The sequence below is a fragment of the Streptomyces sp. 142MFCol3.1 genome, from assembly GCF_000424945.1.
In the GTDB taxonomy this organism is placed as follows: Bacteria; Actinomycetota; Actinomycetes; order Streptomycetales; family Streptomycetaceae; genus Streptomyces; species Streptomyces siamensis.
This window is the reverse complement of sequence record NZ_AUKV01000017.1, coordinates 158,707-184,946: the sequence shown is the minus strand read 5'-3', so window position 1 is coordinate 184,946 and position 26,240 is coordinate 158,707. Positions and strand designations below refer to the sequence as shown.

The 26,240-nt window shown below is 71.6% G+C and carries 22 protein-coding genes; 10 read left to right on the top strand and 12 right to left on the bottom strand.

Going from position 1 to position 26,240, the window contains the following annotated elements; genetic code table 11:
* The first annotated feature begins 65 nt into the window (after positions 1 to 65).
* Positions 66 to 449: a cold-shock protein gene (locus H305_RS56105; protein ID WP_028802852.1), complete on the top strand. Its 384-nt coding sequence runs from the start codon at positions 66 to 68 to the stop codon at positions 447 to 449.
* A 37-nt stretch (positions 450 to 486) separates the two neighbouring features.
* Here H305_RS56105 and H305_RS0125235 read toward each other — a convergent pair whose 3' ends face one another.
* The 4 genes from H305_RS0125235 to H305_RS0125220 form a co-directional block, all read right to left on the bottom strand.
* Positions 487 to 1,341, bottom strand: coding sequence for a 1,4-dihydroxy-6-naphthoate synthase (locus H305_RS0125235; protein WP_028802851.1), 855 nt, complete (start codon positions 1,339 to 1,341; stop codon positions 487 to 489).
* Positions 1,325 to 2,119 (bottom strand): futalosine hydrolase, encoded by a 795-nt coding sequence (locus H305_RS0125230; protein ID WP_078629239.1) that lies wholly within the window; start codon positions 2,117 to 2,119, stop codon positions 1,325 to 1,327. Before H305_RS0125230 ends, H305_RS0125235 begins: the two co-directional genes overlap by 17 nt.
* On the bottom strand, positions 2,083 to 2,574 hold the full coding sequence (locus tag H305_RS0125225) for a hypothetical protein (protein ID WP_051370938.1): 492 nt from the start codon (positions 2,572 to 2,574) through the stop codon (positions 2,083 to 2,085). The genes H305_RS0125230 and H305_RS0125225 overlap by 37 nt, the downstream gene beginning before the upstream one ends.
* Positions 2,575 to 2,657: 83 nt before the next feature.
* On the bottom strand, positions 2,658 to 4,082 hold the full coding sequence (locus H305_RS0125220; protein WP_028802848.1) for an MFS transporter: 1,425 nt from the start codon (positions 4,080 to 4,082) through the stop codon (positions 2,658 to 2,660).
* A 524-nt stretch (positions 4,083 to 4,606) separates the two neighbouring features.
* On the opposite strand from H305_RS0125220, the gene H305_RS0125215 reads away from it, so the two are divergent.
* The 3 genes from H305_RS0125215 (at position 4,607) to H305_RS0125205 (ending at position 10,370) form a co-directional block, all read left to right on the top strand.
* Positions 4,607 to 5,533: a DUF3027 domain-containing protein gene (locus H305_RS0125215; protein ID WP_028802847.1), complete on the top strand. Its 927-nt coding sequence runs from the start codon at positions 4,607 to 4,609 to the stop codon at positions 5,531 to 5,533.
* A gap of 527 nt (positions 5,534 to 6,060) precedes the next feature.
* A complete protein-coding gene (locus H305_RS0125210) occupies positions 6,061 to 9,216 on the top strand; it encodes a sacsin N-terminal ATP-binding-like domain-containing protein (RefSeq protein ID WP_028802846.1) in 3,156 nt (1,051 codons plus the stop codon).
* A 221-nt stretch (positions 9,217 to 9,437) separates the two neighbouring features.
* Positions 9,438 to 10,370, top strand: coding sequence for a hypothetical protein (locus tag H305_RS0125205; protein WP_028802845.1), 933 nt, complete (start codon positions 9,438 to 9,440; stop codon positions 10,368 to 10,370).
* A gap of 145 nt (positions 10,371 to 10,515) precedes the next feature.
* Here H305_RS0125205 and H305_RS0125200 read toward each other — a convergent pair whose 3' ends face one another.
* Both H305_RS0125200 and H305_RS0125195 read right to left on the bottom strand, forming a co-directional pair.
* The gene (locus H305_RS0125200) at positions 10,516 to 12,915 is read right to left on the bottom strand and encodes a cation-translocating P-type ATPase (protein WP_028802844.1); all 2,400 of its coding nucleotides are present in this window, start codon (positions 12,913 to 12,915) and stop codon (positions 10,516 to 10,518) included.
* A gap of 141 nt (positions 12,916 to 13,056) precedes the next feature.
* Positions 13,057 to 13,356, bottom strand: a complete 300-nt coding sequence (locus tag H305_RS0125195) for a DUF2530 domain-containing protein (RefSeq protein WP_028802843.1) — start codon at positions 13,354 to 13,356, stop codon at positions 13,057 to 13,059.
* A gap of 316 nt (positions 13,357 to 13,672) precedes the next feature.
* On the opposite strand from H305_RS0125195, the gene H305_RS0125190 reads away from it, so the two are divergent.
* Positions 13,673 to 15,124 carry an NCS2 family permease gene (locus H305_RS0125190; protein WP_028802842.1) on the top strand — a complete coding sequence of 484 codons (1,452 nt, stop codon included), beginning with the start codon at positions 13,673 to 13,675 and terminating at the stop codon, positions 15,122 to 15,124.
* Between the two features lie 48 nt (positions 15,125 to 15,172).
* Here the strand turns inward: H305_RS0125190 and H305_RS0125185 are convergent, their stop codons facing one another.
* Complete coding sequence (locus H305_RS0125185; RefSeq protein WP_028802841.1) at positions 15,173 to 15,355, bottom strand: hypothetical protein; 183 nt, start codon at positions 15,353 to 15,355, stop codon at positions 15,173 to 15,175.
* 144 nt (positions 15,356 to 15,499) lie between these two features.
* Between H305_RS0125185 and H305_RS0125180 the strand changes: the two genes are divergently transcribed.
* The 3 genes from H305_RS0125180 (at position 15,500) to thpR (ending at position 18,165) form a co-directional block, all read left to right on the top strand.
* Positions 15,500 to 15,937 carry a MarR family winged helix-turn-helix transcriptional regulator gene (locus tag H305_RS0125180; protein ID WP_028802840.1) on the top strand — a complete coding sequence of 146 codons (438 nt, stop codon included), beginning with the start codon at positions 15,500 to 15,502 and terminating at the stop codon, positions 15,935 to 15,937.
* A 285-nt stretch (positions 15,938 to 16,222) separates the two neighbouring features.
* Complete coding sequence (locus H305_RS0125175; RefSeq protein ID WP_028802839.1) at positions 16,223 to 17,509, top strand: MFS transporter; 1,287 nt, start codon at positions 16,223 to 16,225, stop codon at positions 17,507 to 17,509.
* 65 nt (positions 17,510 to 17,574) lie between these two features.
* Positions 17,575 to 18,165: an RNA 2',3'-cyclic phosphodiesterase gene (gene thpR, locus H305_RS0125170; protein ID WP_028802838.1), complete on the top strand. Its 591-nt coding sequence runs from the start codon at positions 17,575 to 17,577 to the stop codon at positions 18,163 to 18,165.
* A 132-nt stretch (positions 18,166 to 18,297) separates the two neighbouring features.
* Here the strand turns inward: thpR and H305_RS0125160 are convergent, their stop codons facing one another.
* The 3 genes from H305_RS0125160 to H305_RS0125150 all read right to left on the bottom strand — a co-directional run bounded on the left by H305_RS0125160 (position 18,298) and on the right by H305_RS0125150 (position 20,854).
* Complete coding sequence (locus tag H305_RS0125160) at positions 18,298 to 19,290, bottom strand: aldo/keto reductase (RefSeq protein WP_028802837.1); 993 nt, start codon at positions 19,288 to 19,290, stop codon at positions 18,298 to 18,300.
* A 206-nt stretch (positions 19,291 to 19,496) separates the two neighbouring features.
* Positions 19,497 to 20,081, bottom strand: a complete 585-nt coding sequence (locus tag H305_RS0125155; protein WP_028802836.1) for a Uma2 family endonuclease — start codon at positions 20,079 to 20,081, stop codon at positions 19,497 to 19,499.
* A gap of 89 nt (positions 20,082 to 20,170) precedes the next feature.
* Positions 20,171 to 20,854 carry a GDSL-type esterase/lipase family protein gene (locus tag H305_RS0125150; RefSeq protein WP_028802835.1) on the bottom strand — a complete coding sequence of 228 codons (684 nt, stop codon included), beginning with the start codon at positions 20,852 to 20,854 and terminating at the stop codon, positions 20,171 to 20,173.
* A 129-nt stretch (positions 20,855 to 20,983) separates the two neighbouring features.
* On the opposite strand from H305_RS0125150, the gene H305_RS0125145 reads away from it, so the two are divergent.
* Together H305_RS0125145 and H305_RS0125140 are read left to right on the top strand one after the other, a co-directional pair.
* On the top strand, positions 20,984 to 21,964 hold the full coding sequence (locus H305_RS0125145) for a hypothetical protein (RefSeq protein ID WP_028802834.1): 981 nt from the start codon (positions 20,984 to 20,986) through the stop codon (positions 21,962 to 21,964).
* A gap of 136 nt (positions 21,965 to 22,100) precedes the next feature.
* Positions 22,101 to 23,588 (top strand): cellulase family glycosylhydrolase, encoded by a 1,488-nt coding sequence (locus tag H305_RS0125140; RefSeq protein WP_028802833.1) that lies wholly within the window; start codon positions 22,101 to 22,103, stop codon positions 23,586 to 23,588.
* A 131-nt stretch (positions 23,589 to 23,719) separates the two neighbouring features.
* On the opposite strand, the gene serC is transcribed toward H305_RS0125140, so the two are convergent.
* Together serC and H305_RS0125130 are read right to left on the bottom strand one after the other, a co-directional pair.
* Positions 23,720 to 24,838 (bottom strand): phosphoserine transaminase, encoded by a 1,119-nt coding sequence (gene serC / locus H305_RS0125135; protein WP_028802832.1) that lies wholly within the window; start codon positions 24,836 to 24,838, stop codon positions 23,720 to 23,722.
* 138 nt (positions 24,839 to 24,976) lie between these two features.
* Complete coding sequence (locus tag H305_RS0125130; protein ID WP_028802831.1) at positions 24,977 to 26,197, bottom strand: cytochrome P450 family protein; 1,221 nt, start codon at positions 26,195 to 26,197, stop codon at positions 24,977 to 24,979.
* Positions 26,198 to 26,240 lie beyond the last annotated feature (43 nt).

The following is a 26,240-nucleotide window of genomic DNA, read 5'->3' as shown; positions in this document are numbered from 1 at the left end:
TGCACTCGCGACGGCCCGAGCAGTTTTCCGAGCAGTTTCCGACGAGTACGAGGACGAGGACAGACGTGCCTACCGGCAAGGTCAAGTGGTTCAACAGCGAGAAGGGCTTCGGCTTTCTCTCCCGCGACGACGGCGGCGACGTCTTCGTTCATTCCTCGGTCCTGCCCGCCGGAGTCGATGCTCTCAAGCCCGGCCAGCGCGTGGAGTTCGGTGTCGTCGCCGGTCAGCGGGGCGATCAGGCGCTCTCGGTGACTCTGCTGGATCCGACCCCCTCGGTCGCCGCGGCCCAGCGTCGCAAGCCGGACGAACTCGCCTCCATCGTCCAGGATCTGACGACCCTCCTGGAGAACATCACGCCGATGCTGGAGAAGGGCCGTTACCCCGACAAGACGTCCGGCAAGAAGATCGCGGGCCTGCTGCGGGCGGTCGCCGACCAGCTCGACGTGTGACCCTTCCGAGCCCCGTCCCGCGGCCGCCCGCGGTCCGTCAGGGGAAGTCCAGCGAGTCCGGTCCGAGGGGCGGCACCAGCCCCTCGGCCGCCGCGCGCGTGAGGAGGCCGCGGACCGCCGCGTAGCCGTCGTCGCCGAGGTCCGCCGTGAACTCGTTGACGTACAGGCCGATGTGCTGGTCCGCGACCTTCGGGTCCATCTCCTGGGCGTGCTCCAGCACGTAGGGGCGGGAGGCCTCCGGGTCGTCCCAGGCGGCACGGACCGAGGCGCGCGCCGCCCGGGCCAGGTCCTGGAGCCGTTCGTCGCCCAGCGAGCGCTTGGCGATGATCGCGCCGAGCGGGATGGGCAGCCCGGTGGTCCGCTCCCAGTGCTCGCCCATGTCGGCGAGCTTGTGCAGCCCGTAGTTCTGGTAGGTGAAACGCGCCTCGTGGATGACGAGTCCCGCGTCGACCTTCCCGTCCCGCACGGCAGGCATGATCTCGTGGAACGGCATGACGACGATCTCGCCGACCCCGCCCGCGACGGTGTCCGCCGCCCACAGCCGGAACAGCAGGTACGCGGTCGACCTCTCGCTCGGCACGGCGACGGTGCGGCCGGTGAGGTCGGCGTCGGCCTCGCGGGTCAGCACGAGCGGCCCGCAGCCCCGCCCCAGCGCGCCCCCGCACGGCAGCAGCGCGTACTTGTCCAGGACGTAGGGGAGCACGGCGTACGACACCTTCAGCACGTCGAACTCGCCGCGCTCGGCCATGCCGTTGGTGACGTCGATGTCGGCGAAGGTGACATCGAGCGCGGGCGCGTCCGGCACCCGGCCGTGGGCCCAGGCGTCGAAGACGAAGGTGTCGTTCGGGCAGGGCGAGTAGGCGATCTGCAGGGACTCAGTCGGTGCGGTCATGATGGTTCCAACTCTCCAGTACGGGCGCGAGCTTCCCGAATCCCTCGGTGAGGGCTGCGAGAGCGTCGCCGATGCGCCAGGCGGCGCGGTCGCGCGGGCCCACGGGGTTGGAGACCGCGCGGACCTCCAGGACGGGCACACCCTGGGCCGCGGCGGCCTCGGCGACCCCGAAGCCCTCCATCGCCTCCGCCAGGGCACGGGGATGGAGGGTGCGCAGTTCGGCGGCGCGGGCGGCGCTGCCGGTCACGGTGGAGACGGTGAGCACCGTCCCGGACCGTCCACCCGTGGCCGCCGTGAGCTCTCGTACGAGTGATCCCGGCGGACGGTGGCTGACGGTGCCGAAGCCGAGGCCGGTGACCGGGACGAAGCCGTCCGCGGTGTCCGCGCCGAGGTCGGCCACGGTGATCTCGTCGGCGACGACGAGCGACCCGACGGGTGCCTCGGGCTGGAAACCACCGGCGATGCCGGCACAGACGACGAGGTCGTAGGGGGTACCGGTGAGGGCCGCCGCGGTCAGCGCGGCGGCGGTCGAGGCGGCGGCGAGGGCGGGGCCGACGCCCGCCGCCAGCAGATCGAGGGTGACACCCGCGTCAGCCGGACCGCAGACCTCGGGGGACAGCCGCTCCAGGACCGCCCCGGGCAGGCGCACCTGGTGTGGCCGGGCCGCGAACGCCCCGGCCACCGCGTCCCGCTCGACCGGGACCGCGGTGGCCACCAGAACGTGCGGCCCCGTGACGGCGATCAGGCGTCCTTGTCCTTCTTGAGCTTGAAGGACCACAGGCCGGTCACGTCCTTCTCGCCCGCCTTGATGGAGACGAGCGTCGAGTCGCCGCTGGCGCCGTACTGCGCGTTGAAGAACACGCTGCCCGGGATGGTGCGGTACGTCTTCTTGCTGGAGTCGGTCAGCGGCTGACCGTTCATCAGGATCGTCCAGCCCTGGTCCGCGACGTCCGGGTCCACGCCGAACCGGACGGTCTCGTCGGGGTCGACCGTGATGGACTTGATGTCCTTCGACTTCAGGCACTTCGCCAGGTCCGCGGTCTTCACCGCGTTGCCGTCGTTGTAGCAGTCGGTCTCGGAGCTCACCGAGTTCCTGCCGACCGTGACGGTGGTCAGCGGCGTCGGCTTGTCACAGGCGGACAGGACGAGGAGTCCGGCGGAAACGGCGCCGAGAGCGGCAACGGCGCGACGGCGATGTCCATTGGCGGCTCTGCCGCGGGGCAGGGAGGTCATGGCCGAAGGCTATCGGGCACCCGCACCGCTCTCCCCACCTGGGGTACGGCGTGCCGTCCCGGGCCCCCGGCCGGACCTGCGGCTCACGCCACCCTGGGCCGGGCCTGCCCGCCGTGGCGCGCCGCGCTCAGCAGGCCCCGCACCGTCGTGAGCCAACCCGTGGCGACGATCGCCGCCGCCACCGACAGTCCGAGCGTGCCGTTGAGCGGCAGGGCGATGCCGATCCCGCCACCGATCACCCACGCCATCTGGAGCAGGGTCTCGGAGCGGGCGAAGGCCGAGGTGCGGACGAGTTCCGGGACGTCCCGCTGGATCAGCGCGTCCAGCGACAGCTTGGCGAGTGCCTGCGCGAACCCGGCGACCGCGGCGAGGCACGCCACCAGGAGGGCGCCGAAGAAGATCGCCGCCGTGATCGCGGCGCCCAGCACGAACGCGACGACCGTCACGATGATGATCTCCGGAGCGCGCTGTTTCAGCCAGGCTCCGACCGCGGTCCCGAGCGCGTTGCCGGCACCCGCCGAGACTCCCACTATCCCGAGCGAGACGGCCGCGCTCTCACCGGTCAGCGGGTGCTCGCGCAGCAGGAAGGCCAGGAAGAAGATCAGGAAGCCGGAGAGACAGCGCAGCGAGGCGTTGGCGGCCAGCGCGTGCGTCACGGCCGTGCCGACGGTCCGCAGTCCGGGACGCGGCGCCTTCTTCGCGTGCGGCCCGTGCAGATGGTCCGCGTCCGCGGCCAGCAGGGCCTTGTGCTCGCCCTTGGCCGAGTCGACCTTGGGCGGCAGCGAGAACGACAGGAACGTACCCGCGACGAAGATCAGGAAGGCGCCGTAGAGCGGGTAGCGGGGTCCCAGCGCCTGGAGGCCCGCACCGATCGGCGCGGCGATACCGGTGGCGAGGAGACCACCGAGTGTGACCCGGGAGTTCGCCTTGACCAGGGAGAACTTCGGTGGCAGCAGCCGGGGCACGACCGCGCTGCGCACCACTCCGTACGCCCTCGACGCGACCAGCACCCCGAGCGCGGCCGGGTACAGCTCGATGCCGCCGGTCACGACCGCACTGGACAGCAGCAGCGCGAGGAGGGCCCGCGCGAGCATGGCGCCCGCCATCGCGGCCCGGCGGCCGTGCGGCAGCCGGTCCAGCAGCGGGCCGATCACGGGGGCGAGCAGTGTGAACGGCGCCATCGTGATCGCCAGGTAGAGGGCCACGCGGCCGCGGGCCTCGTCCGTCGGGACGGAGAAGAACACCGTGGAGGCGAGGGCGACGGTGATCATGACGTCGCCGGCGCCGTTCACCCCGTGGAGTTCGATCAGTTTGCCGAGCCCCGACTCGCCCGCGCCGTGTGCGTGCGTCGCCTTGCGGATGCCGCGCGCCGTCCCCGTGACCGGGAGGTGCAGGGCACGCCCGACCGCACGGACGGAACCGCTCACCCGGCCCGATCCGCCGCTTCGACTGCTCCCCTTGGTGCCACCGACCCCGGTGGCTCCCTGGGACGACCTTGCGCCTGCCACTCCGTCATAGTGCCCCGAGTCGGCGGATCGTAGCGGGGTTACCGCGCGTATGCCCGCGGAGTGGCGTTCCGGAGGATCGTGTGAGTAGGGGGAACGGCCCGGTCTGCGGCGGCGAGGGCGGCCGGCGTGCCCGTGCGCCGGGGGAGGTGCCGGAGTTCGGGCGCGGGAGGACGTCTTCGCGCCATGCCGGACCTCTCCTGCGGCGGTCGGGGCGCCCGTGGCGGCGGCCGAGAACGTGCGGCGGGGCGGGTCCAGGACCGGCCGCCGAGCACGAGAACCCGGCGCGGAGCGCCGAAGACGCCCGCCGGTGTGGGCCCAGAGGCCGGGAGAAGGTAGCGTGCGTAGCGCGCCCACGGCGAAAGTTCTCGGCCGCGCGCCTCTCGGCCATCCCGCAGAATGGATGGTGTAGGTGCGCCCGAGTGCGATCGGGCGCGGACGTCGACGCGGTCCTCCGGTCCGCTCCGTCCGCACTCCCGCCGAGGAATGGCGCACCCGTGAGACGGCGTAGGAGAGAAGCGATACCTGTGAGCGCAGCGACAACGCGAAGCCGCACCCCCGACCGCCTGTGCGCCGAGGCGGTCGACCTCGCCCGCGCCGCCGCCGAGGAGGTCGCCGCACCCGGCGTCATCGGCGAGCACGTGGGGCTGGTCTCCGAGGGGGACCGCGTTGTCACGCACTTCTTCGAGTGCAAGGAGCCCGGGTACCGCGGCTGGCGCTGGGCGACGACGGTGGCCCGCGCCTCCCGCGCCAAGGTCGTGACGCTCGACGAGACGGTGCTCCTGCCCGGCCCCGACGCGCTGCTCGCGCCGGAGTGGGTGCCGTGGAGCGAGCGGCTGCGCCCCGGGGACATGGGCCCGGGCGACCTGCTGCCCACGGACGCCGACGATCTGCGGCTGGAGCCCGGATTCTCGGGCGAGGAGGAGCCCCCGCCGAACTCCGCGGTCTCCGAGGAGATGGCCGAGCTGGTGGAGGCCGAGGACGCGGAGGTCGCCGGCGGGGCACCGGCCTCGTTGCCGGTCGCACCCCGGCGCGGGTCGATCAGCGCCGTCGCCGAGGAACTCGGCATGCGGCGCGCCCGGGTGCTGTCCCGCTACGGCCTGCATGTGGCGGCGGACCGCTGGGAAGAGGCGTACGGTCCGAAGACCGCCATGGCGCAGGCCGCGCCCGCCACGTGCTTGAGCTGCGGCTTCCTCAATCCGATCCGCGGCTCGCTCGGCCAGGCGTTCGGTGTCTGCGCCAACGAGTTCTCGCCGGCGGACGGGCGGGTCGTGTCCCTCGCCTACGGCTGTGGCGGCCACTCGGAGGCGGCGGTCATGCCGAAGCCCCCGCGGCCGGCACCTCCGGTGATCGACGAGACGAAGGTCGAGCCGTTCCCGCTGCGCCCGGCCCCGGATTCCGGTTCGGTGTCGGTCACCACGGACGAGTCGGCGGCGGAACTGGGCCACTCCTAGCGGACTGCCGTCCCGGCCGGGTACGCGGTGGGGCTGTGCCTGGTCCCGGTGCGTGGTGCGCCGCGGGTGCGTTGGGCCGAGCGCGCAGTTCCCCGCGCCCCTGACGGGGCCCGGCCGAGTACGGCGGTTCGTGGGTGGGGCTGTGCGTGGTTCGGTTCGTGGTGTGCCGCGGGTGGGTGGGGGCTGGTCGCGCAGTTCCCCGCGCCCCTGACGGGGCCCGGCCAGGGGCGCGAGGAACTGCGCGCCGAGCCACGGGGCACCCGCACAGGACCGCGAGGCCTCAGCCGCATACCCCCAGGGGCGCGAGGAACCGCGCGACCAGCCCCCGCCGACCCACGCAGGGCGACGGGCCCCCACCCCTGTGGCCTGATCCGGACGACACCCGGCCCTCAGGCGTTTCCTCGGCGCCGTCGCCCCGGGACGAGGGACGGCGAGGCCAGGGCCCTTCCCGGCGCGCGGTACCTTCGTGCCGCGACCGGGCGCGGCGCAGCACTCGCGGTCGCGCCAGCCGAGAGGGAGAGTGAACCGTGAGCAAGTTCGTGCGGCCGGCAGCCGAGGGCGCGGACCCGTTCGGGACGGCGCGCCTGCGACGGGGCGTACTGGACGCCTGGGCGACGAGCCCGGCCCGGTTCCGGGAGGACGCCAACGCGGAGGAGGACCTGGTCCTCGGTGGTTACCGCGACCGGCTCGTGGTGGAGCTCGCGCAGAACGCGGCGGACGCGGCGGCCCGGGCGGGCGTGCCCGGCCGGCTGCGGCTGACCCTCCGCGACGGCGTGCTCGTCGCGGCCAACACGGGTGCCCCTCTCGACGCGGCGGGTGTGGAGTCGCTGTCGACGCTGCGCGCGTCCGCGAAACGGGACGCTCCCGACACGGCGGTCGGCCGGTTCGGCGTCGGCTTCGCGGCCGTCCTCGCGGTGACCGACGAGCCCGCCGTGGTGGGCCGGCACGGCGGTGTCCGCTGGGCCCTCGCGGAGGCCCGGGAACTGGCCGCCGACACGGCTCGGCACAGCCCTGGACTGGGCGACGAGATCCGCCGCCGGGACGGTCATGTGCCCCTGCTGCGCCTCCCGTTCGCGGCGGAGGGCACCGCTCCGGACCCGTACGACACGGTCGTGATCCTGCCGCTGCGGGACCCGGCGGCCGAGGCTCTCGCCGAGCGGCTGCTGAAGAACGTCGACGACGCTCTGCTGCTGGCCCTGCCGGGCCTGGAGGAGGTGGTCGTCGAGGCCGGGGCCGAGGAGGTCCGCACCCTGCGGCGCCGCGCCGAGGGCGACGACGTCGTGGTCGAGGACTCCCGGGACGGCACCAGCCGCTACCGCACCGTCTCCCGCCAGGGCCCGCTGGAGACGTCGCTGCTCACCGACCGCCCGGTCGAGGAGCGGCTGCGCCCGCACTGGTCGGTGACCTGGGCGGTGCCGGTCGACGGCGACGGTTCGCCGGCCCGGCCCCGCACCAGCCCGGTCGTGCACGCGCCCACCCCCAGCGACGAGCCGCTGGGGGTTCCCGCGCTGCTGATCGCCTCGCTCCCCCTGGACACGGCCCGGCGCCACGCGGCGCCGGGCCCGCTGACCGACTTCCTGGTGCAGCGCGCGGCGGACGCGTACGCGGAGCTGCTGGCGGCCTGGCGGCCGGTGGACACCGGGATCATCGATCTGGTGCCCGGCCCGCTGGGCAAGGGCGAACTGGACGGGGCGCTGCGCCAGGCGATCCTGGACCGGCTGCCGCGCACCGCGTTCCTGCCGCCGGCGGCCCCGCTCGACCGGACACCCGAGGTTCCGGCCGACTGGCCGGAGGGCACGGCGGAGAATCCGGCCGCGCTGCGGCCCCGGGACGCCGAGGTGGTCGAGGGAGCGGGCGCGGAGACGGTCAGGGTGCTCGCCGAGGTGCTGCCCAGTCTGCTTCCTGCCGGACTCGAACGACGGGTGGAGCTGCGGACCCTGGGCGTCGCCCGGGTGCCGCTGACGGAGGTGGTGGACCGGCTGGCGGGCCTGGAGAAGGACCCGGCGTGGTGGCACCGGCTGTACGACAGCCTCGCGGGCGTGGACCCGGACCGGCTCTCCGGGCTGCCGGTGCCGCTCGCCGACGGCCGGACGACGATCGGACCCCGGCAGATCCTGCTGCCCACCCCCGACGGCACGGGGTCCGCCGCTCCGGACACCCTGGCCCGGCTCGGCCTGAAGGTCGCGCACCCGGATGCCGCCCATCCGCTGCTGGAGAAGCTGGGCGCCCTCCCGGCGACGCCGCGTGCCGTGCTCACGACCCCGCAGGTGCGGGCCGCCGTCGCCGCCTCGCTCGACGACGAGGGCGTGGCGTGGGACGAGGACGCGCCGGACGCCGAGGAACTGGCGGACACCGTGCTCGCGCTGGTCCGCGACGCCGGTCTCGAACCGGGCGACGAGCCCTGGCTGGGCGCGCTCGCCCTCCCGGACGACGAGGGGGAGCCGGCGCCCGCCGGTGAGCTGGTGCTGGCCGGCAGCCCGTTCGCGCAGGTCGTTCGTGAGGGTGAAGTCGGCTTCGTGGACGCGGAGTTGGCGGAGCGATGGGGCGAGCAGCCGCTGGCGGCCTGTGGCGTGCTGGCCGACTTCGCGCTCGTGCGTGCCACCGATGTCGTCCTCGACCCGGACGAACTGGAGCCGCGCGACGGGGACTTCGCCGAGCCCGACGACGCGGGGCTGCTCGACGCCGTCGACGTGTGGTGCGAGGACGTCCTCGACCGGCTTCCCGACACGCCCGTGCCGCCGGTGGCCACGGAGATCGTCGCCGTGCGGGACCTGGACCTGGTGGACGACGAGCGGTGGCCGCAGGCACTCGCCCTGCTCTCGCAGCCGCCGCTGCGGGACGCGCTGACGCAGCCGGTGCGCATCCTGCTGCCGGACGGGACGCACGAGATCGTCCGGCCCTACACGGCGTGGTGGCTGCGCGGGCACCCCGTCCTGGACGGGCGCCGCCCGGCCGGACTGCGGGCCGCCGGCGGCGATCCGCTGCTGCACGGCCTGTACGACGAGGCCGACGCCACCGGATTCGACGACGAACAGGTGCTGCGGGCGCTGGGCGTCCGCACGTCGGTGGCCGCCCTCCTCGACGAACCCGGCGGCGCCGCGGAGCTGCTCGACCGGCTCGCCGATCCGGACCGCGAGGTCTCCGGCTCGCAACTGCATGCCCTGTACGGCGCGCTGGCGGATCTCGATCCCGAGCAGGTGACGCTGCCGGACGAGCTGCGGGCCGTCGTGGACGGGGCGGTGCGGGTCGTGGACGCGGCCGACGCCGTGGTCGTCGACTCGCCCGACCTGCTGCCCTTCACGGACGGTGTCCCGCTGCTGCCGGTACGGCCGTCGCGGGCCGCCGATCTCGCCGAGCTGTTCCAGGTGCGGCGGCTCAGCGAGTCGGTGACGGGCGAGGTGACGTCCGAGGGAGCCGAGCACGAGGTGCCGGAGTCCGTGCGGCTCCTGCTGGGGCCGTCTGTGCCCACGTCGTACGTCGAGCACGAGGAACTCGTCGTCGACGGTGTCGAACTCGACTGGCGGCGGACACGGGACGGGGTGCTGCACGCCTCCACCCTGGAGGGCGTGGCGGCCGGGCTGGCCTGGGCGGCCGGTCAGTGGCCGCGCCGCTTCGAGGTGGCCGCCCTGCTGGAGGACCCCTCGCGCACCGAAGAGCTCGCGCGGGACCGCTGGTTCGACTGAGCCGGCACGGCCGGGACGGGGAGGCGCCGGGCGGCGTTTCCCCGTACGTCGCCGCGGCGTTGGTAATACGCGCACAAAGTCTTCATCTGCCGTACAACCTTTCGCCGCAGTCGCAGATCTGATCTTCGAGTCAACAGACTCCACGATCACTTGGGCCCCGTGTGAAGACGAGCCGTACGGAACGAAAGCCGTCGGGGCCCCTTTCTCCACTTGGGGAACGCATGCGCATACGAGCCACCGTGGCCGCCGTCTCCGGCGCCCTGGCCCTCACCGCCTTCGCCGTCCCGGGCGCCCACGCCGCCGACTCCGCGCCCTCCTACCGCGCGGGTGTCACCAAGGCGCAGGAAGCCGCCCACGCGGACGGCAAGGCCGCGTTCAGCACCTCCGCCGCAGCCGACACCGGCACGCCGTACGCCCTCGACGCCACCTTCTCCAACATCAAGGTGAACGGCGGCAAGGCGATCGCCGTCGGCATCAGCAACCACGTCACCGTGCCGGTCACCTACACCATGACCCACGGTGCCGACGTCGACATCGACGCCGCCGACTTCCTGACCGGCCCCTACATCTACAAGGGCTCGTTCGACATGCCGGACAACATGCTGTTCGGCGACGACGCGGCGACCTGCACCGCCACCTCGTCGACCGTCGCCACCTGCAAGGGCGACATCGACATCTACCCGGCCGAGGGCGAGCTGCTCAACTCGGACGCCGGCACCTGGCACGCCGCGGCGCTGGCCGTCGCCTACAACGGCGAGGACTGGACCAGCGACGACATCAACTGGGACAACGTCGGCATCGCCGACCAGGGCGGCTTCACCTCCCCGAACGTCCAGCGCTACTCCAAGCTGACGGTCAACGCCTCGCCGGAGCCGGTGAAGAAGGGCAAGACCATCACGGTCACGGGCAAGCTGTCCCGCGCCAACTGGGAGGACAACCTCTACCACGGCTACACCGGCCAGTCCGTGCAGCTGCAGTTCCGCAAGAAGGGCAGCGACACCTACACCACCCTCAAGACCATCAAGACGGACAGCACGGGCAACCTGAAGACGACCACGACGGCCTCCGTCGACGGTTACTACCGCTACAGCTTCGCGGGCACCTCGACCACCCCGGCCGTCAAGGCCACGGGTGACTTCGTAGACGTCCAGTAGTCGCTCGTCCGACGTCCCCGCGCGCCGTCACGAGGCGCGGGGACGCCGCACGTCCGGATCGTGACGTCCCGGCGGCGCCGTGGGGAGCGCCGCCCGTAGTGACGGCGTCGACGTGCAGTGGACGCCCCGCGGGACGACACCCGGATCACGCGGGGAAGCGGCGGTCGACCCACTTCCACAGGAACTCCAGGGCGGCCGCCGCCACCACCGAGATGCCCACCGCGAGCCACGGCATCGTGGCGCCGACCAGTTTCAGCGCGAAGAAGTGCTGCAGCCCCGGCACCATGAGCACCAGCAGGAACGCCCCGCCCATCGCGGCGACGAGGCAGATCCGCCACCAGGTGTAGGGCCGGGCGATGATCGCGAGGACCCACATCGAGATCAGGAAGAGCGTCAGCGTCGCGGCGCTCGTCTCCGCGTCCAGCGCGCCCTCGCCCGTGTAGTGGTGGCGGGCCAGCAGATAGGTGATGAAGGTGGCCACCGCGGCGACCGTGCCGCCCGGGATCGAGTACCGCATCACCCGCCGCACGAAGTTGGGCCTGGCCCGCTCCTTGTTGGGGGCGAGCGCGAGGAAGAACGCCGGGACGCCGATGGTGAGGGTCGACAGCAGGGTCAGGTGGCGGGGCAGGAACGGGTACTCGACCTGCCAGCACACCACCAGCACGGCCAGCAGGACCGAGTAGACCGTCTTCACGAGGAAGAGGGTCGCCACCCTGGTGATGTTGCCGATGACCCGGCGGCCCTCGCCGACCACCGAGGGCAGCGTGGAGAAGCTGTTGTTGAGGAGGACGATCTGGGCGACGGCCCGGGTCGCCTCCGAGCCCGAGCCCATCGACACACCGATGTCGGCGTCCTTGAGCGCGAGGACGTCGTTCACGCCGTCGCCCGTCATCGCGACCGTGTGCCCGCGCGACTGGAGGGCGCCCACCATGTCCCGCTTCTGCTGCGGGGTGACCCGCCCGAACACCGTGCCCTTCTCCAGCGACTTCGCCATCTCCTCCTTCTCGTCGGGGAGGCGGCGTGCGTCCACGACCGAACCGGTCAGACCGAGCTTTCCGGCCACCGCGCCCACCGACACCGCGTTGTCGCCGGAGATGACCTTGGCCTTGACGTCCTGCTCGGAGAAGTAGCGCAGGGTGTCCGCCGCGTCCGGGCGCAGCCGCTGCTCCAGGACGACCAGGGCGGTGGGCCGGGCGCCGGCCGCGACCTGCGGATCGTCGAGTTCCTTGGTGGCGCGGGCGAGCAGCAGCACCCGCAGCCCCGCCTCGTTGAGCCGCTCCGTCTCGTCGAGCGCGGGGTCCCCGTCGGGCAGCAGGACGTCGGGGGCGCCGAGGAGCCAGGTGCTGGACTCGCCGTTGCCCTCGCTGAAGGAGGCGCCGCTGTACTTGCGGGCCGAGGAGAAGGGCAGCGACTCGGTGCAGCGCCACTCCTCGCTGTCCGGGTAGGCGGCGATGACCGCCTGGAGGGAGGCGTTCGGCCGGGGATCCGATTCGCCGAGCGCGCCGAGCGCTTTGCGTGCGTACGCCTCCTCGGCGTCCTGGAGGGTCCGCAGCTCGGTGACGTCCATGCCGCCCTCGGTGAGGGTGCCCGTCTTGTCGAGGCAGACGGTGTCGATGCGGGCGAGGCCCTCGATCGCGGGGAGCTCCTGCACGAGGCACTGTTTCCGGCCGAGCCGGATCACGCCGATGGCGAAGGCGACAGAGGTGAGCAGGACCAGTCCCTCGGGGACCATCGGGACGATGCCGCCGACGGTGCGCGCGACGGAGTCCTTGAAGCCGTGCTGCTTGACGACGAGCTGGCTGATGACGAGGCCGATCGCGGTCGGGATCATCATCCACGTCACGTACTTCAGGATCGTGGAGATGCCGCTGCGCAGTTCGGAGTGGACGAGGGTGAAGCGTGACGCCTCTTCGGCGAGCTGGGCCGCGTAGGCCTCCCTGCCGACCTTCGTGGCGGTGAACGCGCCGCCGCCCGCGACGACGAAGCTGCCCGACATCACCTCGTCGCCGGGGTGCTTGACCACGGGGTCGGCCTCACCGGTGAGCAGCGACTCGTCGATCTCCAGGCCGTCGGCCTCGGCGCAGGAGCCGTCGACGACGATCTTGTCGCCCGGCCCGATCTCGATCAGATCCCCGAGCACGATCTCCGACGTGCTGACCTCGGCGGCCACTCCGTCCCTGCGGACGGTGGGTTTCACCTCGCCGATCACGGCGAGCGAGTCGAGGGTCTTCTTGGCCCGCCACTCCTGGATGATGCCGATCCCGGTGTTGGCGATGATCACGTACCCGAACAGGCTGTCCTGGAAGGGCGCCACGACGAGCATGATCAGCCAGAGCGCACCGATGATCGCGTTGAACCGGGTGAAGACGTTGGCGCGGACGATCTCGGTGAGGGAGCGGCTGCTGCGCACCGGGACGTCGTTGACCTCGCCGCGGGCGACCCGCTCGGCCACTTCGGCGGCGGAGAGCCCGTCCGCCCGCCTGGAGACGGGTATGGGCACGGGGTGAACAGGGTCGAGTTCGGCGCCCGCGTCGATGTGCGTCATGCATTCGACGGTACGTGCGGATATACGGCTTCACCCGCCGAGCGCCCCAAAGATCCGACCAGGGGAGGACGGGGGGAGCGGCCGTGTGATGCCGTGGGTGTAGGTGTGGACGCGGGCGAGAAGCGCAGGGGGAGGCCGCCGTCAGTCCGCGGCGGTGGCGCCGGGTGTTCCGGTCCTCGCGGCGGAGGCGCCCCGGCCGGCGGTGTCCCGCTTGATCGCGGCGTCGCGCCTGCGGACGTACCAGATGCCGATGAGCCCGAGTCCCGCGCCGGCCAGGCACGTCCACAGCCACCAGAGGTGTCCGTGGTCCTCGAACCAGCCGTAGAAGGGCAGCTGCACCAGGAAGAGGACGAACCAGAGGATCGTGCCGCCGGTGATGGTGGCGACGACGGGGCCCTCCAGGGGCTCCGGCGCCTCGTGCTTGGGGGTCCACTTCGCCATGTGCACAGCTTACGAGGCCGTGCCGCGGGCGTCGCCGGAGCCCGGGTGCGGCCTTGCGGGGCAACGGTCTACGCGCGGAGATAGCGATTTCGGACTCATATGTTCATACTGAAACGGTCTGAGTCTGGCTCTTTCTCTTCGTATGAAACACCAACAGAAGCCTCGAAGAAGCTGCTGGTGATCACTGAGGGGCCGGACTCGATCAGGTTCCCAGCCCGGCGCCTCCCTCCAGCTCTCGGCCCGTCCGAGCGCGGGACCCCTCGATCGCCCGGCGCCCGTAAAGGCCACCAAGGCCCCCGTACTCATGAGGTCACGCATGTCCACCTCGGCCGTCACCAAGGCCCCCACCCCGGAGCAGCCGGAGCCCCGCCCCGCGCAGGGTGCCCTGGACCACTACTTCAAGATCTCCGAGCGGGGCTCCAGCATCCCGCGCGAGATCCGCGGCGGTTTCGCCACCTTCTTCGCGATGGCCTACATCATCGTGCTGAACCCGATCATCCTGGGCAGCGCGAAGGACATGTACGGGAACCACCTGGACAACGGTCAGCTGGTCACCGCCACGGCTCTCACGGCGGCCTTCACGACGCTCCTGATGGGCGTCATCGGCAACGTCCCGATCGCTCTGGCGGCCGGACTCGGCGTGAACACCGTCGTCGCACTCCAGCTCGCCCCCCGAATGTCGTGGCCCGACGCCATGGGCATGGTGGTGCTGGCAGGCATCGTGGTGATGCTGCTGGTCGCCACCGGCCTGCGCGAGCGCGTCATGAACGCCGTGCCGCTGGGGCTGCGCAAGGGCATCGCGATCGGCATCGGCCTGTTCATCATGCTGATCGGTCTGGTCGACTCCGGCTTCGTCTCCCGTATCCCGGACGCCGCCCAGACCACGGTCCCGCTCCAGCTCGGCGCCGACGGTCACCTCAACGGCTGGCCCGTCCTGGTCTTCATCCTCGGCACGCTGCTCACCCTCGCGCTGATCGTGCGCAAGGTGCCGGGCGCGATCCTGATCTCGATCGTCGCGATGACGGTCGTCGCGGTGATCGTCAACTCCGTCGCGACGATCCCGTCCTGGGGTCTGACCACCCCGAAGTGGCCGGGCAACCCGCTCGCCACCCCGGACTTCGGCCTGGTCGGCAAGGTCAGCCTGTTCGGCGGCTTCGAGAAGGTCGGCGTGCTGACCGGCGTGCTCTTCGTCTTCACGGTCCTGCTGTCGTGCTTCTTCGACGCGATGGGCACGATCATGGGTATCAGCGACGAGGCCAAGCTGACCGACGCGCAGGGCAACATGCCCGGCATCAACAAGGTCCTCTTCGTCGACGGCATCGCGGTCGCCGCGGGCGGTGCCACCTCCTCCTCGGCCACCACCTGCTTCGTGGAGTCCACGGCGGGCGTCGGCGAGGGTGCGCGCACCGGCTTCGCGAACGTCGTCACGGGCGCGCTGTTCGCCGTGGCCCTGTTCCTGACGCCCGTCGCCACGATGGTCCCGTCCCAGGCCGCCACGCCCGCGCTCCTCGCGGTCGGCTTCCTGATCATGTCCGGCTCGGTCAAGGAGATCGACTGGGCCGACTACACGATCGCCGTCCCGGCCTTCGTGACGATGCTGATGATGCCGTTCACCTACTCGATCACCAACGGCATCGGGATGGGCTTCATCACCTTCGTGGTGCTGCGCCTGGCCGCGGGCCGCGGACGCGAGGTCCCGGCCGCGATGTACGTGGTGTCGGCGGTCTTCGCCTTCTACTACCTGATGCCGGCCCTGGGCCTGACGTAGGCGTCCGCCGTACGGGGTCCGCCGGGCCGCGTACCGCCGTGCGGGGGCTCATGTGACCCCGTAGAACTTCTCCGTCTCCTCGACCGCGGTCTGGAACCGCTCGTCGAAGTCATCGCGAATGAGCGTCCGGACGACATAGTCCTGGACGCTCATTCCGCGTTTGGCGGCGTGATGCCGGAGCCGGTTGAGCAGCTCCCCGTCTATCCGCAGGCTGAGCACGCTGGTCCCCATGCCGTCGAGGGTCGCGGCAGCCGGGCGGACGAGGGGTCACTTTCCGCGGCGGGCTCACTCATATGAGTGATGTCGTGATTCAGTGGCGCGGTTCACGGGCACCCCGTTAGTCCTTAGCGAGGGTAATGAGTTATCCTAAAGAACATGCCTGACCTCACCCATGGCGACGACGAAGCCGCCGTGAACGCCTTGCGCTCCGCAGTGATGCGCCTGTCGCGTCGACTCAAGCACCAGCGGGTCGACGAGTCGCTGAGCCCCACCGAGATGTCGGTGCTCGGCACCCTCGCCCGCTGTGGCACCGCCACGCCCGGCGAGCTCGCCCGCAAGGAGCACGTGCAGCCGCCCTCGATGACCCGCATCGTCGCGCTGCTCGAAGCAAAGGAGCTGGTCAGGCTGGAGCCGCACCCCGAGGACCGGCGCCAGAAGGTCGTGACGCAGACCGACAAGGCGGAGACGATGCTCGAAGAGAGCCGCCGCAAGCGGAACGCGTTCCTGGCCCGGCTGGTCGAGTCCCTCGACGAGGACGAGTGGGCCAAGCTCCGCGAGGCCGCCCCCGTGCTGGAAAAGCTCGCGCACCTGTGACCGTCCGCGGCCCTCCCCCGGGAGGGCCGCTCCCTAGAGACCGCCGACGCCCTCCTGTGACGCCGACGTCCACGAATGCCGAGGAGGCGAGCCCTTTTGAGTACGGGATCCGGAGCAGACTCCGCCCCCGCACCAGCCACCCACGACTCCCCGTCCACCCCCCGCGGCGACGCGCCCGGCCCCCTGGACCCGGCCGCGGCACAGAACCCGCCCGGCCCGGAGAACACTCCCGCCGAGCAGCGCCCGTCCGGCGCCCGGCGCCCCGCCGGATCCTCCCGCTCCTCCATGTTCGGTTCGCTGAGGATCCGCAACTACCGGCTCTTCTTCCTGGGCCAGGTCGTCTCCAACACCGGCACCTGGATGCAGCGCATCGCCCAGGACTGGCTGGTGCTCAGCCTGACCGGCTCGTCCGCAGCGGTCGGCATCACGACCGCCCTGCAGTTCCTGCCGATGCTGCTGTTCGGGCTGTACGGCGGCGTCCTCGTCGACCGGCTGCCCAAGCGTCCGACGCTCCTCGCCACCCAGACCGCCATGGGCCTCACCGGACTCGCGCTCGCCTTCCTGACCCTGTCCGGTCACGTCCAGGTCTGGCACGTCTACCTCGCGGCCTTCGCCGTCGGTCTCGCCACTGTCGTCGACAACCCGGCCCGGCAGTCCTTCGTCTCCGAGATGGTCGGCCCGGGCCAGCTCCAGAACGCGGTCAGCCTGAACTCGGCGAACTTCCAGTCGGCCCGCCTGGTCGGCCCCGCCGTCGCGGGCGTGCTGATCACCGGGGTCGGCACGGGCTGGGCGTTCCTCTTCAACGGCCTGTCGTTCGTGGCGCCCATCGCCGGCCTGCTGCTCATGCGGGCCCGTGAACTGCACGTGGTCGAGCGCGCGCCGTGCGGCAAGGGCCAGCTCCGCGAGGGGCTGAACTACGTCGCCAGCCGTCCCGAGCTGATCTGGCCGATCGTCCTCGTCGGCTTCATCGGCACCTTCGGCTTCAACTTCCCGGTATGGCTCTCGGCGTACGCGGACGACGTCTTCCACGCGGGCGCCGGCGCGTACAGCCTGTTCAACACGCTGATGGCGATCGGCTCGCTGGCCGGAGCGCTGCTCGCCGCCCGCCGCGGCACGGCCCGGCTGCGCGTCCTGATCGCGGCGGCCATCGGCTTCGGCGCCCTGGAGGTGGTCGCGGCGACGGTGCCGTCCCTGTGGCTCTTCGCGCTCCTCATGGTCCCGATCGGCATCTTCGGCCTCACCGTGAACGTCACCGCGAACACCTCGGTCCAGATGGCCACCGACCCCGCCATGCGCGGCCGGGTCATGGCGCTGTTCATGATGGTCTTCATGGGCGGCTCACCGCTGGGCGCGCCGCTGGTCGGCTGGGTCACCGACGCCTACGGTCCGCGCGTCGGCTTCGCCCTCGGCGGCCTGGTGTCGGTGGCGGCCGCGACCACGATCGGGCTGATCCTGGCCCGGATCGGCGGCCTGCGCCTCGCCCTCGGCTGGCACCACGGCCACCCCCGGGTCCGCTTCGTGCCGAAGGAGCGCACCGAGCAGCGCGAGGAACAACTGGCCACGGTGGCCTGACGCCGCCTCCGTCACCCTTTCCGGGGAGGGTCGCCCGATGATCCGTTCCCTGGGAGGGTGACGGCATGAGACTTTTTGCGGCGGTACTGCCTCCGAAGCATGTGATCCGCGAACTCGCCGTCGAAGTGGACGAGTTGCAGCGGATGGCCGGGGCGGACGCGCTGCGCTGGACGGGCCGGCCCGGCTGGCACTTCACCCTCGCGTTCTACGGCGAGGTGGCCGAGGAGACCGTCCCCGACCTGTCGGAACGGCTGGCGCGTGCGGCCCGCCGCACCGACCCCTTCCCGCTGTCCCTGCACGGCGGCGGCCACTTCGGCGGGCGCGCCCTGTGGGTGGGCGTGGCGGGCGACCTGCGGACCATGCGGTTGCTGGCCGACCGGTCGGAGGCGGCGGCGCGCAGGTCGGGCATCTCCATGGACGAGCACCGCCCCTACCACCCGCACCTGACCGTGGCCCGCAGCCGCACCCCCGCGCGCTTCGCGCCGTACGTCACCGCCCTGGGCGGCTTCGCCGGGCGGGAGTGGACGGTGGGTGAGCTGTGTCTCGTCCGCAGCAATCTGCCGACGTCGGGAGTGCCCGGTGAGCAGCCACGTTATGAGACGGTGGCGAGCTGGCCGCTGGGGGTGGGCGACGGGACCGGGGACGAGGCCGGTTAACCTCGAATGCGTGGACCCGAAGACCCGTAACCGGATCATGGCCGGTGTGCTCGTGCTGATGTTCGTCGTGGTGGCGCTGTCGGCGGCGGTCAGGTAGCCGACCGCCGCCGCGCGCCGCCGTGCCCTCGCGGGCTACCAGGCGAACGCCTCCGGGGACGGCCCCGGACCCGGGAAGATCTCGTCGAGCGAGGCGAGGACCTCCTCCGAGAGTTCCAGCTCTACGGCGCGCAGCGCCGACTCCAGCTGCTCCGCGGTGCGCGGGCCGACGATGGGGCCCGTGACGCCGGGCCGGGTCAGCAGCCACGCCAGCGCCGCCTCGCCGGGCTCCAGGCCGTGCTTGTCGAGCAGATCCTCGTACGCCTGGATCTGGGCGCGCACGGTGGTGTTGGCGAGGGCGTCGGCGGACCGGCCGCTCGCCCGGCGGCCGCCCTCGACCTCCTTCCTGATCACACCGCCCAGCAGGCCGCCGTGCAGCGGCGACCAGGGGATGACCCCGAGCCCGTACTCCCGCGCGGCCGGGATGACCTCCATCTCGGCGCGCCGCTCGACCAGGTTGTAGAGGCACTGCTCGCTGACCAGGCCGATCGTGCCGCCGCGCCGGGCGGCGGTCTCGTTGGCCTGGGCGATCTTGTATCCCGGGAAGTTGCTGGACCCGACGTAGAGGATCTTGCCCTGCTGGATGAGGGTGTCGATGGCCTGCCAGATCTCCTCGAAGGGAGTCGAGCGGTCGATGTGGTGGAACTGGTAGACGTCGATGTAGTCGGTCTGCAGCCGCTTGAGGCTGGCGTCGACGGCCCGCCGGATATTGACCGCGGAGAGCTTGTCGTGGTTGGGCCAGGCGTCGCCGTCGGCGGCCATGTTCCCGTACACCTTGGTGGCGAGGACCGTCTTGTCCCGGCGCTCGCCGCCCTGGGCGAACCAGTTGCCGATGATCTCCTCGGTACGGCCCTTGTTCTCGCCCCAGCCGTACACGTTCGCGGTGTCGAAGTAGTTGATCCCCGCGTCCAGTGCCGCGTCCATGATGGCGTGGCTCGCGGTCTCGTCGGTCTGCGGACCGAAGTTCATGGTGCCGAGGACGAGGCGGCTGACCTTGAGTCCCGTGCGTCCGAGCTGCGTGTACTTCATGACTGCCCAGCCAACGGCGTGGAGTGCGCTCTAGGCAAGGGCGGCGCGGCCGTCGGCTTCGACGCCTTCGAGTACTTCGGCACGGCCGGCGGCTGTCTGCCCCAGCTGCTGCGCTTCCTCCGCCTCGGCGCCCGACTGCGCATCTCCACACCCGCGTTGAAGGAGATCAGGGACCGTCCGGCCCTTCCCCCGCCCGGCGACAGCCCTCAGTCGCGAGGGAACTCGCCGGTCTTCAGGACCAGGCCGACGAGGGTGTTCGTCATGTCGACGTCCCCGCCGAAGGCGACGGTCGTCTCGGTGACGTAGTCGCCGTCCTTGGGCTGGGTGAACAGATGGCACTTGCCCTGGTAGGGGTCGGCGACGAGATAGACGGGCACCTCGGCGTTCGCGTAAGCGGTCTTCTTGGGGCCGTAGTCGTTGACGGCCGTGGCTTTCGAGATCACTTCGGCCACGAACTCGACGTCCTGGCAGCTCCACAGGCCTTTCGAGTCCTTCTCGGCCTGTTCCGACACGAGGGTCACGTCGGTGGCGAACCCGTTGAGGTGGCCCGGGTAGTCGATGCGCACGTCGGACTTCACGCGCCTGCGCGGGTACTTGGTGCGCAGCTGCTCCACGATGTCCAGGATGATTTCCCAGTGGGTGTCCCGCTGCGGCGACATGAAGACGGCCCCCTCGACGATCTCGACCTTGTATCCCTCGGGGGTGGTCCGCTCGAGCGACCCGAACAGGGCGTCCAGCGTCAGCTCGCCGTTGTCGTCGGCCATCTCGATCCTGTCTTCGAGGACGGTCATCGTGGCGCTCCTCCCCGGCCGCGCCCCGGTCGAGACACAGCCGCGCGGTTCAACGATACGCACGGTGACCGGGATGCGCCCGGAATCGGTCAGGCGGTTCCGGCCGGGTACGGGGAGCCCAGGTCCCAGGCCTGGTGCATCGCCTCCGCGAAGGCCTCGGCGATCTTGTGCTCGCCGCTCGCGTTCGGGTGCGTGCCGTCGTAGGTGTCGAGGTGGATGTCGTACGAGGCGGGCGGCGAGGCCAGCAGGAGCGGCGAGCGGGGTTCGTCGAGGTCGGCGACGGCCTTGGCGAGCAGTTCGTTGAAGGCGGCGACGTCGGCGGCGAAGGGGGCGTCGGACTCGGCGCGGACGTTCGGGATGACCGGGAGCAGGGCCATGCGTATGCGGGGGTTGGCGGCGCGGGCCTCGGCGACGAAGGCACGGGCGTTGGCGGCCGTCTGGGCCGCGTTCGTGTAGAAGCCCAGGTCGATCAGGCCCAGCGACACCAGCAGCACGTCGGCCCGGTGCGCACGGACCGCCTCGCGGATCACGGGGGCCATGTGCTGCCAGCCCTCGCCCCAGCCGGCCAGGTGGGCGCGGGGGAAGTCCGGGTCCGCGTACTCGTACGAGTCGGGGGAGCCCGTCGTCTTGTCGTAGAGCGTCTCGCGCGGACCGACGATCTGGAACGGGCCCCCGTACGTCGCGCGCAGATGCTGCCACATCCGGTAACGCCATGTGTGTTCGCCCGCGCTACCGATCGTCATGGAGTCGCCGACGGGCATGAACCTGAGCATCCGCTCATCATGGATGATCGGCGGGGCCGCCACGGGCCGTGCGGGTGTGAGGCTGGACACGCCGTCCCGGACACCCGGCGGCGGCGCCGAGGGCCCTGAACCGCCCGCCGGGATGGCAGGCTTGGGACCATGCGCCGATCGCTTCCGTTCCTCGCCGGAGCCGCCCTCGTCGTCGTGCTGTCGGCGCCGGCCGTCGCCGACAGCGGTGGCGACGAAGGGTTCACGATCAAGGACCCCCGCATCACCGAGTCCAGCGGCCTCGCCGCCTCGCACCTGCACCCGGGCGTCTACTGGACCCACAACGACAGCGACGACGGGGCGTACCTGTACGCGGTCGACAGCAGGACGGGACGGACCGTCGCCACCGTCACCATGACGGGGGTCGGCGCTCCCCGGGACGTCGAGGCGATCTCCATCGGGCCCGACGGCGACCTCTACGTCGGCGACATCGGTGACAACCTCGGCGGCAAGTGGGACCACGTGTGGATCTACCGGCTGCCCGAGCCGAAGGTGCTGAAGGACCAGACGGTCCGCGCCACGCAGTACGTCGTGAAGTACGCGGACGGTCCCCGCAACGCGGAGGCGCTGATGGTGCACCCGAAGACCGGGCGGGTCTACATCGTCGACAAGAACGAGGACGGCGGTCACCTCTACGAGGGCCCCTCCCGGCTCTCCGCGTCGGGCACGAACGTCTTCCGGCCCGTGGCCCCCGTCGACCTGTGGGCCACCGACGCCGCCTTCTCGCCCGACGGCAGGCAGCTCGCCGTACGCGGCTACTTCGGCGGGATCGCGTACGAGTGGAACGGCGGGAAGATCGAGCGTCAGGGACGGCTGAACGTCCCCCTCCAGGGGCAGGGCGAGTCGCTCACGTACAGCCCGGACGGTTCGAAGCTCATGTACGGCAGCGAGGGCGCGGACAGCGCCGTGCAGCCGGAGGACGCGCCGGGTTCCACCGGGTCCGGTGCCAAGTCCCCTTCGGACGGCGGAGGTTCGTCCGCCGTCGGAGGCGACGGCGGTGGGCTGAGCGGCGGCTTCAAGGTCGGCGCTCTCGCGGTCGCGGCGGCCTGCGCGGTGCTCTTCGGTTTCAGGCGGCTGCTGCGCCGCAGCTGAGCGGCCCGGCGGGCCGCCGCCCCCGTCACATCTATTGACGTGTCCATGAACTATCCGTTCCATGGAGGGTGCGCGGCGCATGGGAGCGCTCCCATCCTGTTCCGGGGCCGCGCATCCCCCGAGAGGAACCATCCCTATGTTCCGCAGCCTGCGAAGAGCGCTGTGCGCCGTGACGGCCGCACTGCTGTTACCGCTGGCGGGTGCGCAGACCGCCCGCGCGGCGGACCCCGGCGCCGGGTACTGGCACACCAGCGGCCGGCAGATCCTCGACTCCGCCGACCGGCCCGTCCGGATCGCCGGAATCAACTGGTTCGGCTTCGAGACCGGCAACCACGTCGTCCACGGCCTCTGGTCGCGCGACTACAAGAGCATGATCGACCAGATGAAGTCGCTGGGCTACAACACCATCCGCCTCCCCTACAGCGACGATCTGTTCAAGGGCACCGTGCCCGACAGCATCGACTTCTCCGGCGGCAAGAACGCCGACCTCCAGGGGCTCGACTCCCTCCAGGTCATGGACAGGATCGTGACGTACGCCGGCCGGGACGGCCTCAAGGTGATCCTCGACCGGCACCGGCCCGACTCGGGAGGGCAGTCCGCCCTCTGGTACACCCCCGCCGTCCCCGAGTCGACGTGGATCGCCGACCTCGAGGCGCTGGCGGCGCGTTACGCGGGCCAGGACACCGTCATCGGGATCGACCTGCACAACGAGCCGCACGATCCGGCCTGCTGGGGCTGCGGCGACACGGCCGTCGACTGGCGGCTGGCCGCACAACGGGCCGGGAACGCGGTCCTGTCCGTCAACTCGCGGCTGCTGGTCTTCGTGGAGGGCGTGCAGACCTACGACGGCGTCTCGGGCTGGTGGGGCGGCAACCTGATGGGGGCCGGGCAGTACCCGGTCCGGTTGGACGTGGCGAACCGGGTCGTCTACTCCGCCCACGACTACGCCACCAGCGTGGCCCAGCAGAGCTGGTTCAGCGACCCGTCCTTCCCGGCCAACATGCCCGGGGTGTGGGACAAGTACTGGGGCTACCTCTTCAAGCAGAACATCGCGCCGGTGTGGGTCGGCGAGTTCGGTACGACGCTCCAGTCGTCGGTGGACCAGAAGTGGCTGGCGGCGCTCGTCTCCTACCTGCGGCCGACCGGCACCTACGGCGCCGACAGCATCTCCTGGACCTTCTGGTCGTGGAACCCCGACTCCGGTGACACGGGCGGCATCCTCAAGGACGACTGGACGACCGTGGACACCGTGAAGGACGGCTACCTCGCGAGCGTCAAGGCGCCGGGATTCCCGTCGACGGGGGACGGCGGCGGTGGCGGCACGGCCGCCTGCGCCGCCGTCTACACGGTCAGCAGCGACTGGGGCGGCGGCTTCAACGCCGACGTCAAGGTGACCAACACCGGCACCACCGCCCTCACGTCCTGGAGGGTGACCTGGACATGGAGCGGCAGCCAGCAGGTCACCAGCATGTGGAACGCCACGTACACGCAGAGCGGGGCCACCGTGAGTGCCGTGAACGCGGCCCACAACGGGGCGGTCCCGGTGGGTGGTTCGGCGGGCTTCGGCTTCGGCGGGACGCCGGGAGGCGCAGGCACGCCCACGGTCACGTGCACGGCGACCTGAAGGCACGGTGGCACCGGTCCACGGACCGGGGCACGGCGCCGTGACCGGCGCGACGTCGTGAGCGCGGACGAGAAGGAGCCCGGCGCGGTCGACCGCGCCGGGCTCCCTGTCCGCTCACGGGCGGGAAGCGGTCAGAGCTTCTCGATGACGTGGTCGACGCACTTCGTCAGCGCCTCGACGTCCGCCGGGTCGATGGCCGGGAACATCGCGATGCGCAGCTGGTTGCGGCCGAGCTTGCGGTAGGGCTCGGTGTCGACGATGCCGTTGGCGCGCAGGACCTTGGCGACGGCGGCCGCGTCGATCTCGTCGGCGAAGTCGATCGTGCCGATGACCTGGGACCGCTTGGCCGCGTCGGTGACGAACGGCGTCGCGTACTTGGACTCCTCGGCCCAGCCGTACAGGCGGGTCGACGAGTCCTTGGTACGGGCCGTGGACCAGGCGAGTCCGCCCTGGCCGTTGATCCACTCCAGCTGCTCGTTGAGCAGGAAGAGCGTGGCGAGGGCCGGGGTGTTGTACGTCTGGTTCTTGCGGGAGTTGTCGATCGCCGTGGGCAGCGAGAAGAACTCCGGGACGTGACGGCCGGAGGCGTGGATCCGCTCGGCGCGCTCGATCGCGGCCGGGGAGAAGACGCCGATCCACAGGCCGCCGTCGGAGGCGAAGGACTTCTGGGGGGCGAAGTAGTAGACGTCGGTCTCGGCGATGTCGACCGGGAGGCCGCCGGCCCCGGAGGTGGCGTCCACCAGGACGAGGGAGCCCTCGTCGGCGCCCTGCACCCGCCGGACGGGGGCGGCGACACCGGTGGAGGTCTCGTTGTGGGTGAAGGCGTACACGTCGACGCCCGCCTCGGCCTGCGGCTCCGGGTGGGTGCCCGGGTCGCTCGCGATGACGGTCGGCTCGGCCAGCCAGGGCGCGAGCTTGGCGGCCTTGGCGAACTTCGAGCTGAACTCGCCGAAGTTGAGGTGCTGCGACTTGTTCTCGATCAGGCCGTGGGTCGCGATGTCCCAGAACGCGGTGGAGCCGCCGTTGCCGAGGACGACCTCGTACCCGTCGGGCAGGGAGAACAGCTCGCGCACGCCTTCGCGCACCTTGCCGACCAGGTTCTTGACCGGGGCCTGGCGGTGGGACGTGCCGAGCAGGGAGCTGCCGGTCGCGGCCAGCGCGTCCAGCGCCTCCGTACGCACCTTGGAGGGGCCCGCGCCGAATCGTCCGTCGGCGGGCTTGATGTCAGCGGGGATCTGGATATCAGCCACGAGCCGGAGCGTATCCCCTCGGAGAAACCGGACGGAAACGTGTCCGTTCGATGAGACGACCCCGGCGGCCCGCGGACTTGTGAAGACCTACGAGACGGCCCGGCCCCGCGCGGTCGTGCGGGGCCGGGCCGACGGGGCCTACGGGTTCAGCCGCACCGGCAGCTCGAACAGGTCGTTCTGGGTGACCACCGGCTTGTTGCGCAGGTCGGCGGCGGGGACGGCCAGGTCGAGGGACGGGAAACGGGCGTACAGGGCGGGCAGGGCGACGCCCGCCTCCAGACGGGACAGGGCCGCTCCGGGGCACACGTGCGGGCCGTGGCCGAAGGAGATGTGCCGGTTCTGGACCGTGCGGGTGATGTCGAAGTCGCCCGCCGTCGGGCCGTGGGCCTGCTCGTCGCGGCCGAGAGCGCCGTAGGAGACGATCAGCGCGTCCCCGGCCGGGATGACCTTGTCGCCGACCGGGACGTCCTCCGTGGCGAAGCGGATCAGGACGTGGGAGGTCGGGGTGGACCAGCGGAGCGTCTCCTCGACGACCGCCGACCAGTCGGCCTCACCCGACAGGACGAGGGCGCGCTGCTCCGGGTGGGTGGAGAGGTTGACCACCGCGTTGACGATCAGCGAGATCGTCGTCTCGTGACCGGCCGCGACCATCAGCTGGAGCGTGGAGACGATCTCCTCGTCGGTGAGGTGGTCGCCGTCCTCGGAGGCGAGGATCAGCGCCGAGGTGAGGTCGTCGCCCGGCTCGGCGCGCTTCGCGGCGACCGTCTCCGCCATGATCCCGGCCAGCTCGGTGAGCGTGGCGATGACCTCCGCGGGCGGGGTCTGCGTCGAGAAGAACTTCTCGAAGAGCTCCTTCAGGCGCGGCAGCCGGTCCTCCGCGATACCCATGAGTTCGGCCACGACGTACATCGGCAGCGGGTAGGCGAAGTCCGCCTTGAGGTCGACGACCTCGCCCTCCAGGCCGTCGAGCAGCCCTTCGGTCAGCTTGGTGATCCGCTCCCGCATCTGCTCCACGCGGCGCGGGGTGAGGGCCTGGGCGACCAGCGTGCGCATCCGCCGGTGGTCGGCGCCGTCCACGGTGAGCATCGAACGGCCCGGGTTGGCGAGCCCGATCAGCGGCCAGTCCGGGGCGATCTCGCCCCGCTGCCAGGCACCCCAGACGCCGATGTCCTTCACCAGCCGGGGGTCGGTCAGCAGTTTCTTGGCCTCGGCGTGGTGCGTGACCGCCCACACCGATACGCCGCCGGGCAGTTCGACGGCGGCGAGCGGGCCCGCGGCGCGCAGCGCGGCGCTCTCGGCCTCCAGGTCGGTGACGAAGGGGTCCAGGGCTATGCGGGTCTGTTCGGTGCCGGTGGTCATGCGGGGGTGCCTCCAGGGGCGGGGTGGGATGCGGTGTGTGCCC

What these genes read in the sequence shown, in the direction of transcription:
- H305_RS0125150 (WP_028802835.1), bottom strand. Translation starts at nt 20,854, where the DNA reads ATGCTCAGGTTCATGCCCGTCGGCGACTCCATGACGATCGGTAGCGCG.
- H305_RS0125190 (WP_028802842.1), top strand. Translation starts at nt 13,673, where the DNA reads ATGTCCACCTCGGCCGTCACCAAGGCCCCCACCCCGGAGCAGCCGGAG.
- H305_RS0125180 (WP_028802840.1), top strand. Translation starts at nt 15,500, where the DNA reads ATGCCTGACCTCACCCATGGCGACGACGAAGCCGCCGTGAACGCCTTG.
- thpR (WP_028802838.1), top strand. Translation starts at nt 17,575, where the DNA reads ATGAGACTTTTTGCGGCGGTACTGCCTCCGAAGCATGTGATCCGCGAA.
- H305_RS0125160 (WP_028802837.1), bottom strand. Translation starts at nt 19,290, where the DNA reads ATGAAGTACACGCAGCTCGGACGCACGGGACTCAAGGTCAGCCGCCTC.
- H305_RS0125200 (WP_028802844.1), bottom strand. Translation starts at nt 12,915, where the DNA reads ATGACGCACATCGACGCGGGCGCCGAACTCGACCCTGTTCACCCCGTG.
- H305_RS0125185 (WP_028802841.1), bottom strand. Translation starts at nt 15,355, where the DNA reads ATGGGGACCAGCGTGCTCAGCCTGCGGATAGACGGGGAGCTGCTCAAC.
- H305_RS0125205 (WP_028802845.1), top strand. Translation starts at nt 9,438, where the DNA reads ATGCGCATACGAGCCACCGTGGCCGCCGTCTCCGGCGCCCTGGCCCTC.
- H305_RS0125175 (WP_028802839.1), top strand. Translation starts at nt 16,223, where the DNA reads ATGTTCGGTTCGCTGAGGATCCGCAACTACCGGCTCTTCTTCCTGGGC.
- H305_RS0125140 (WP_028802833.1), top strand. Translation starts at nt 22,101, where the DNA reads ATGTTCCGCAGCCTGCGAAGAGCGCTGTGCGCCGTGACGGCCGCACTG.
- H305_RS0125235 (WP_028802851.1), bottom strand. Translation starts at nt 1,341, where the DNA reads ATGACCGCACCGACTGAGTCCCTGCAGATCGCCTACTCGCCCTGCCCG.
- H305_RS0125130 (WP_028802831.1), bottom strand. Translation starts at nt 26,197, where the DNA reads ATGACCACCGGCACCGAACAGACCCGCATAGCCCTGGACCCCTTCGTC.
- H305_RS0125145 (WP_028802834.1), top strand. Translation starts at nt 20,984, where the DNA reads ATGCGCCGATCGCTTCCGTTCCTCGCCGGAGCCGCCCTCGTCGTCGTG.
- H305_RS0125195 (WP_028802843.1), bottom strand. Translation starts at nt 13,356, where the DNA reads ATGGCGAAGTGGACCCCCAAGCACGAGGCGCCGGAGCCCCTGGAGGGC.
- H305_RS0125155 (WP_028802836.1), bottom strand. Translation starts at nt 20,081, where the DNA reads ATGACCGTCCTCGAAGACAGGATCGAGATGGCCGACGACAACGGCGAG.
- H305_RS0125225 (WP_051370938.1), bottom strand. Translation starts at nt 2,574, where the DNA reads ATGACCTCCCTGCCCCGCGGCAGAGCCGCCAATGGACATCGCCGTCGC.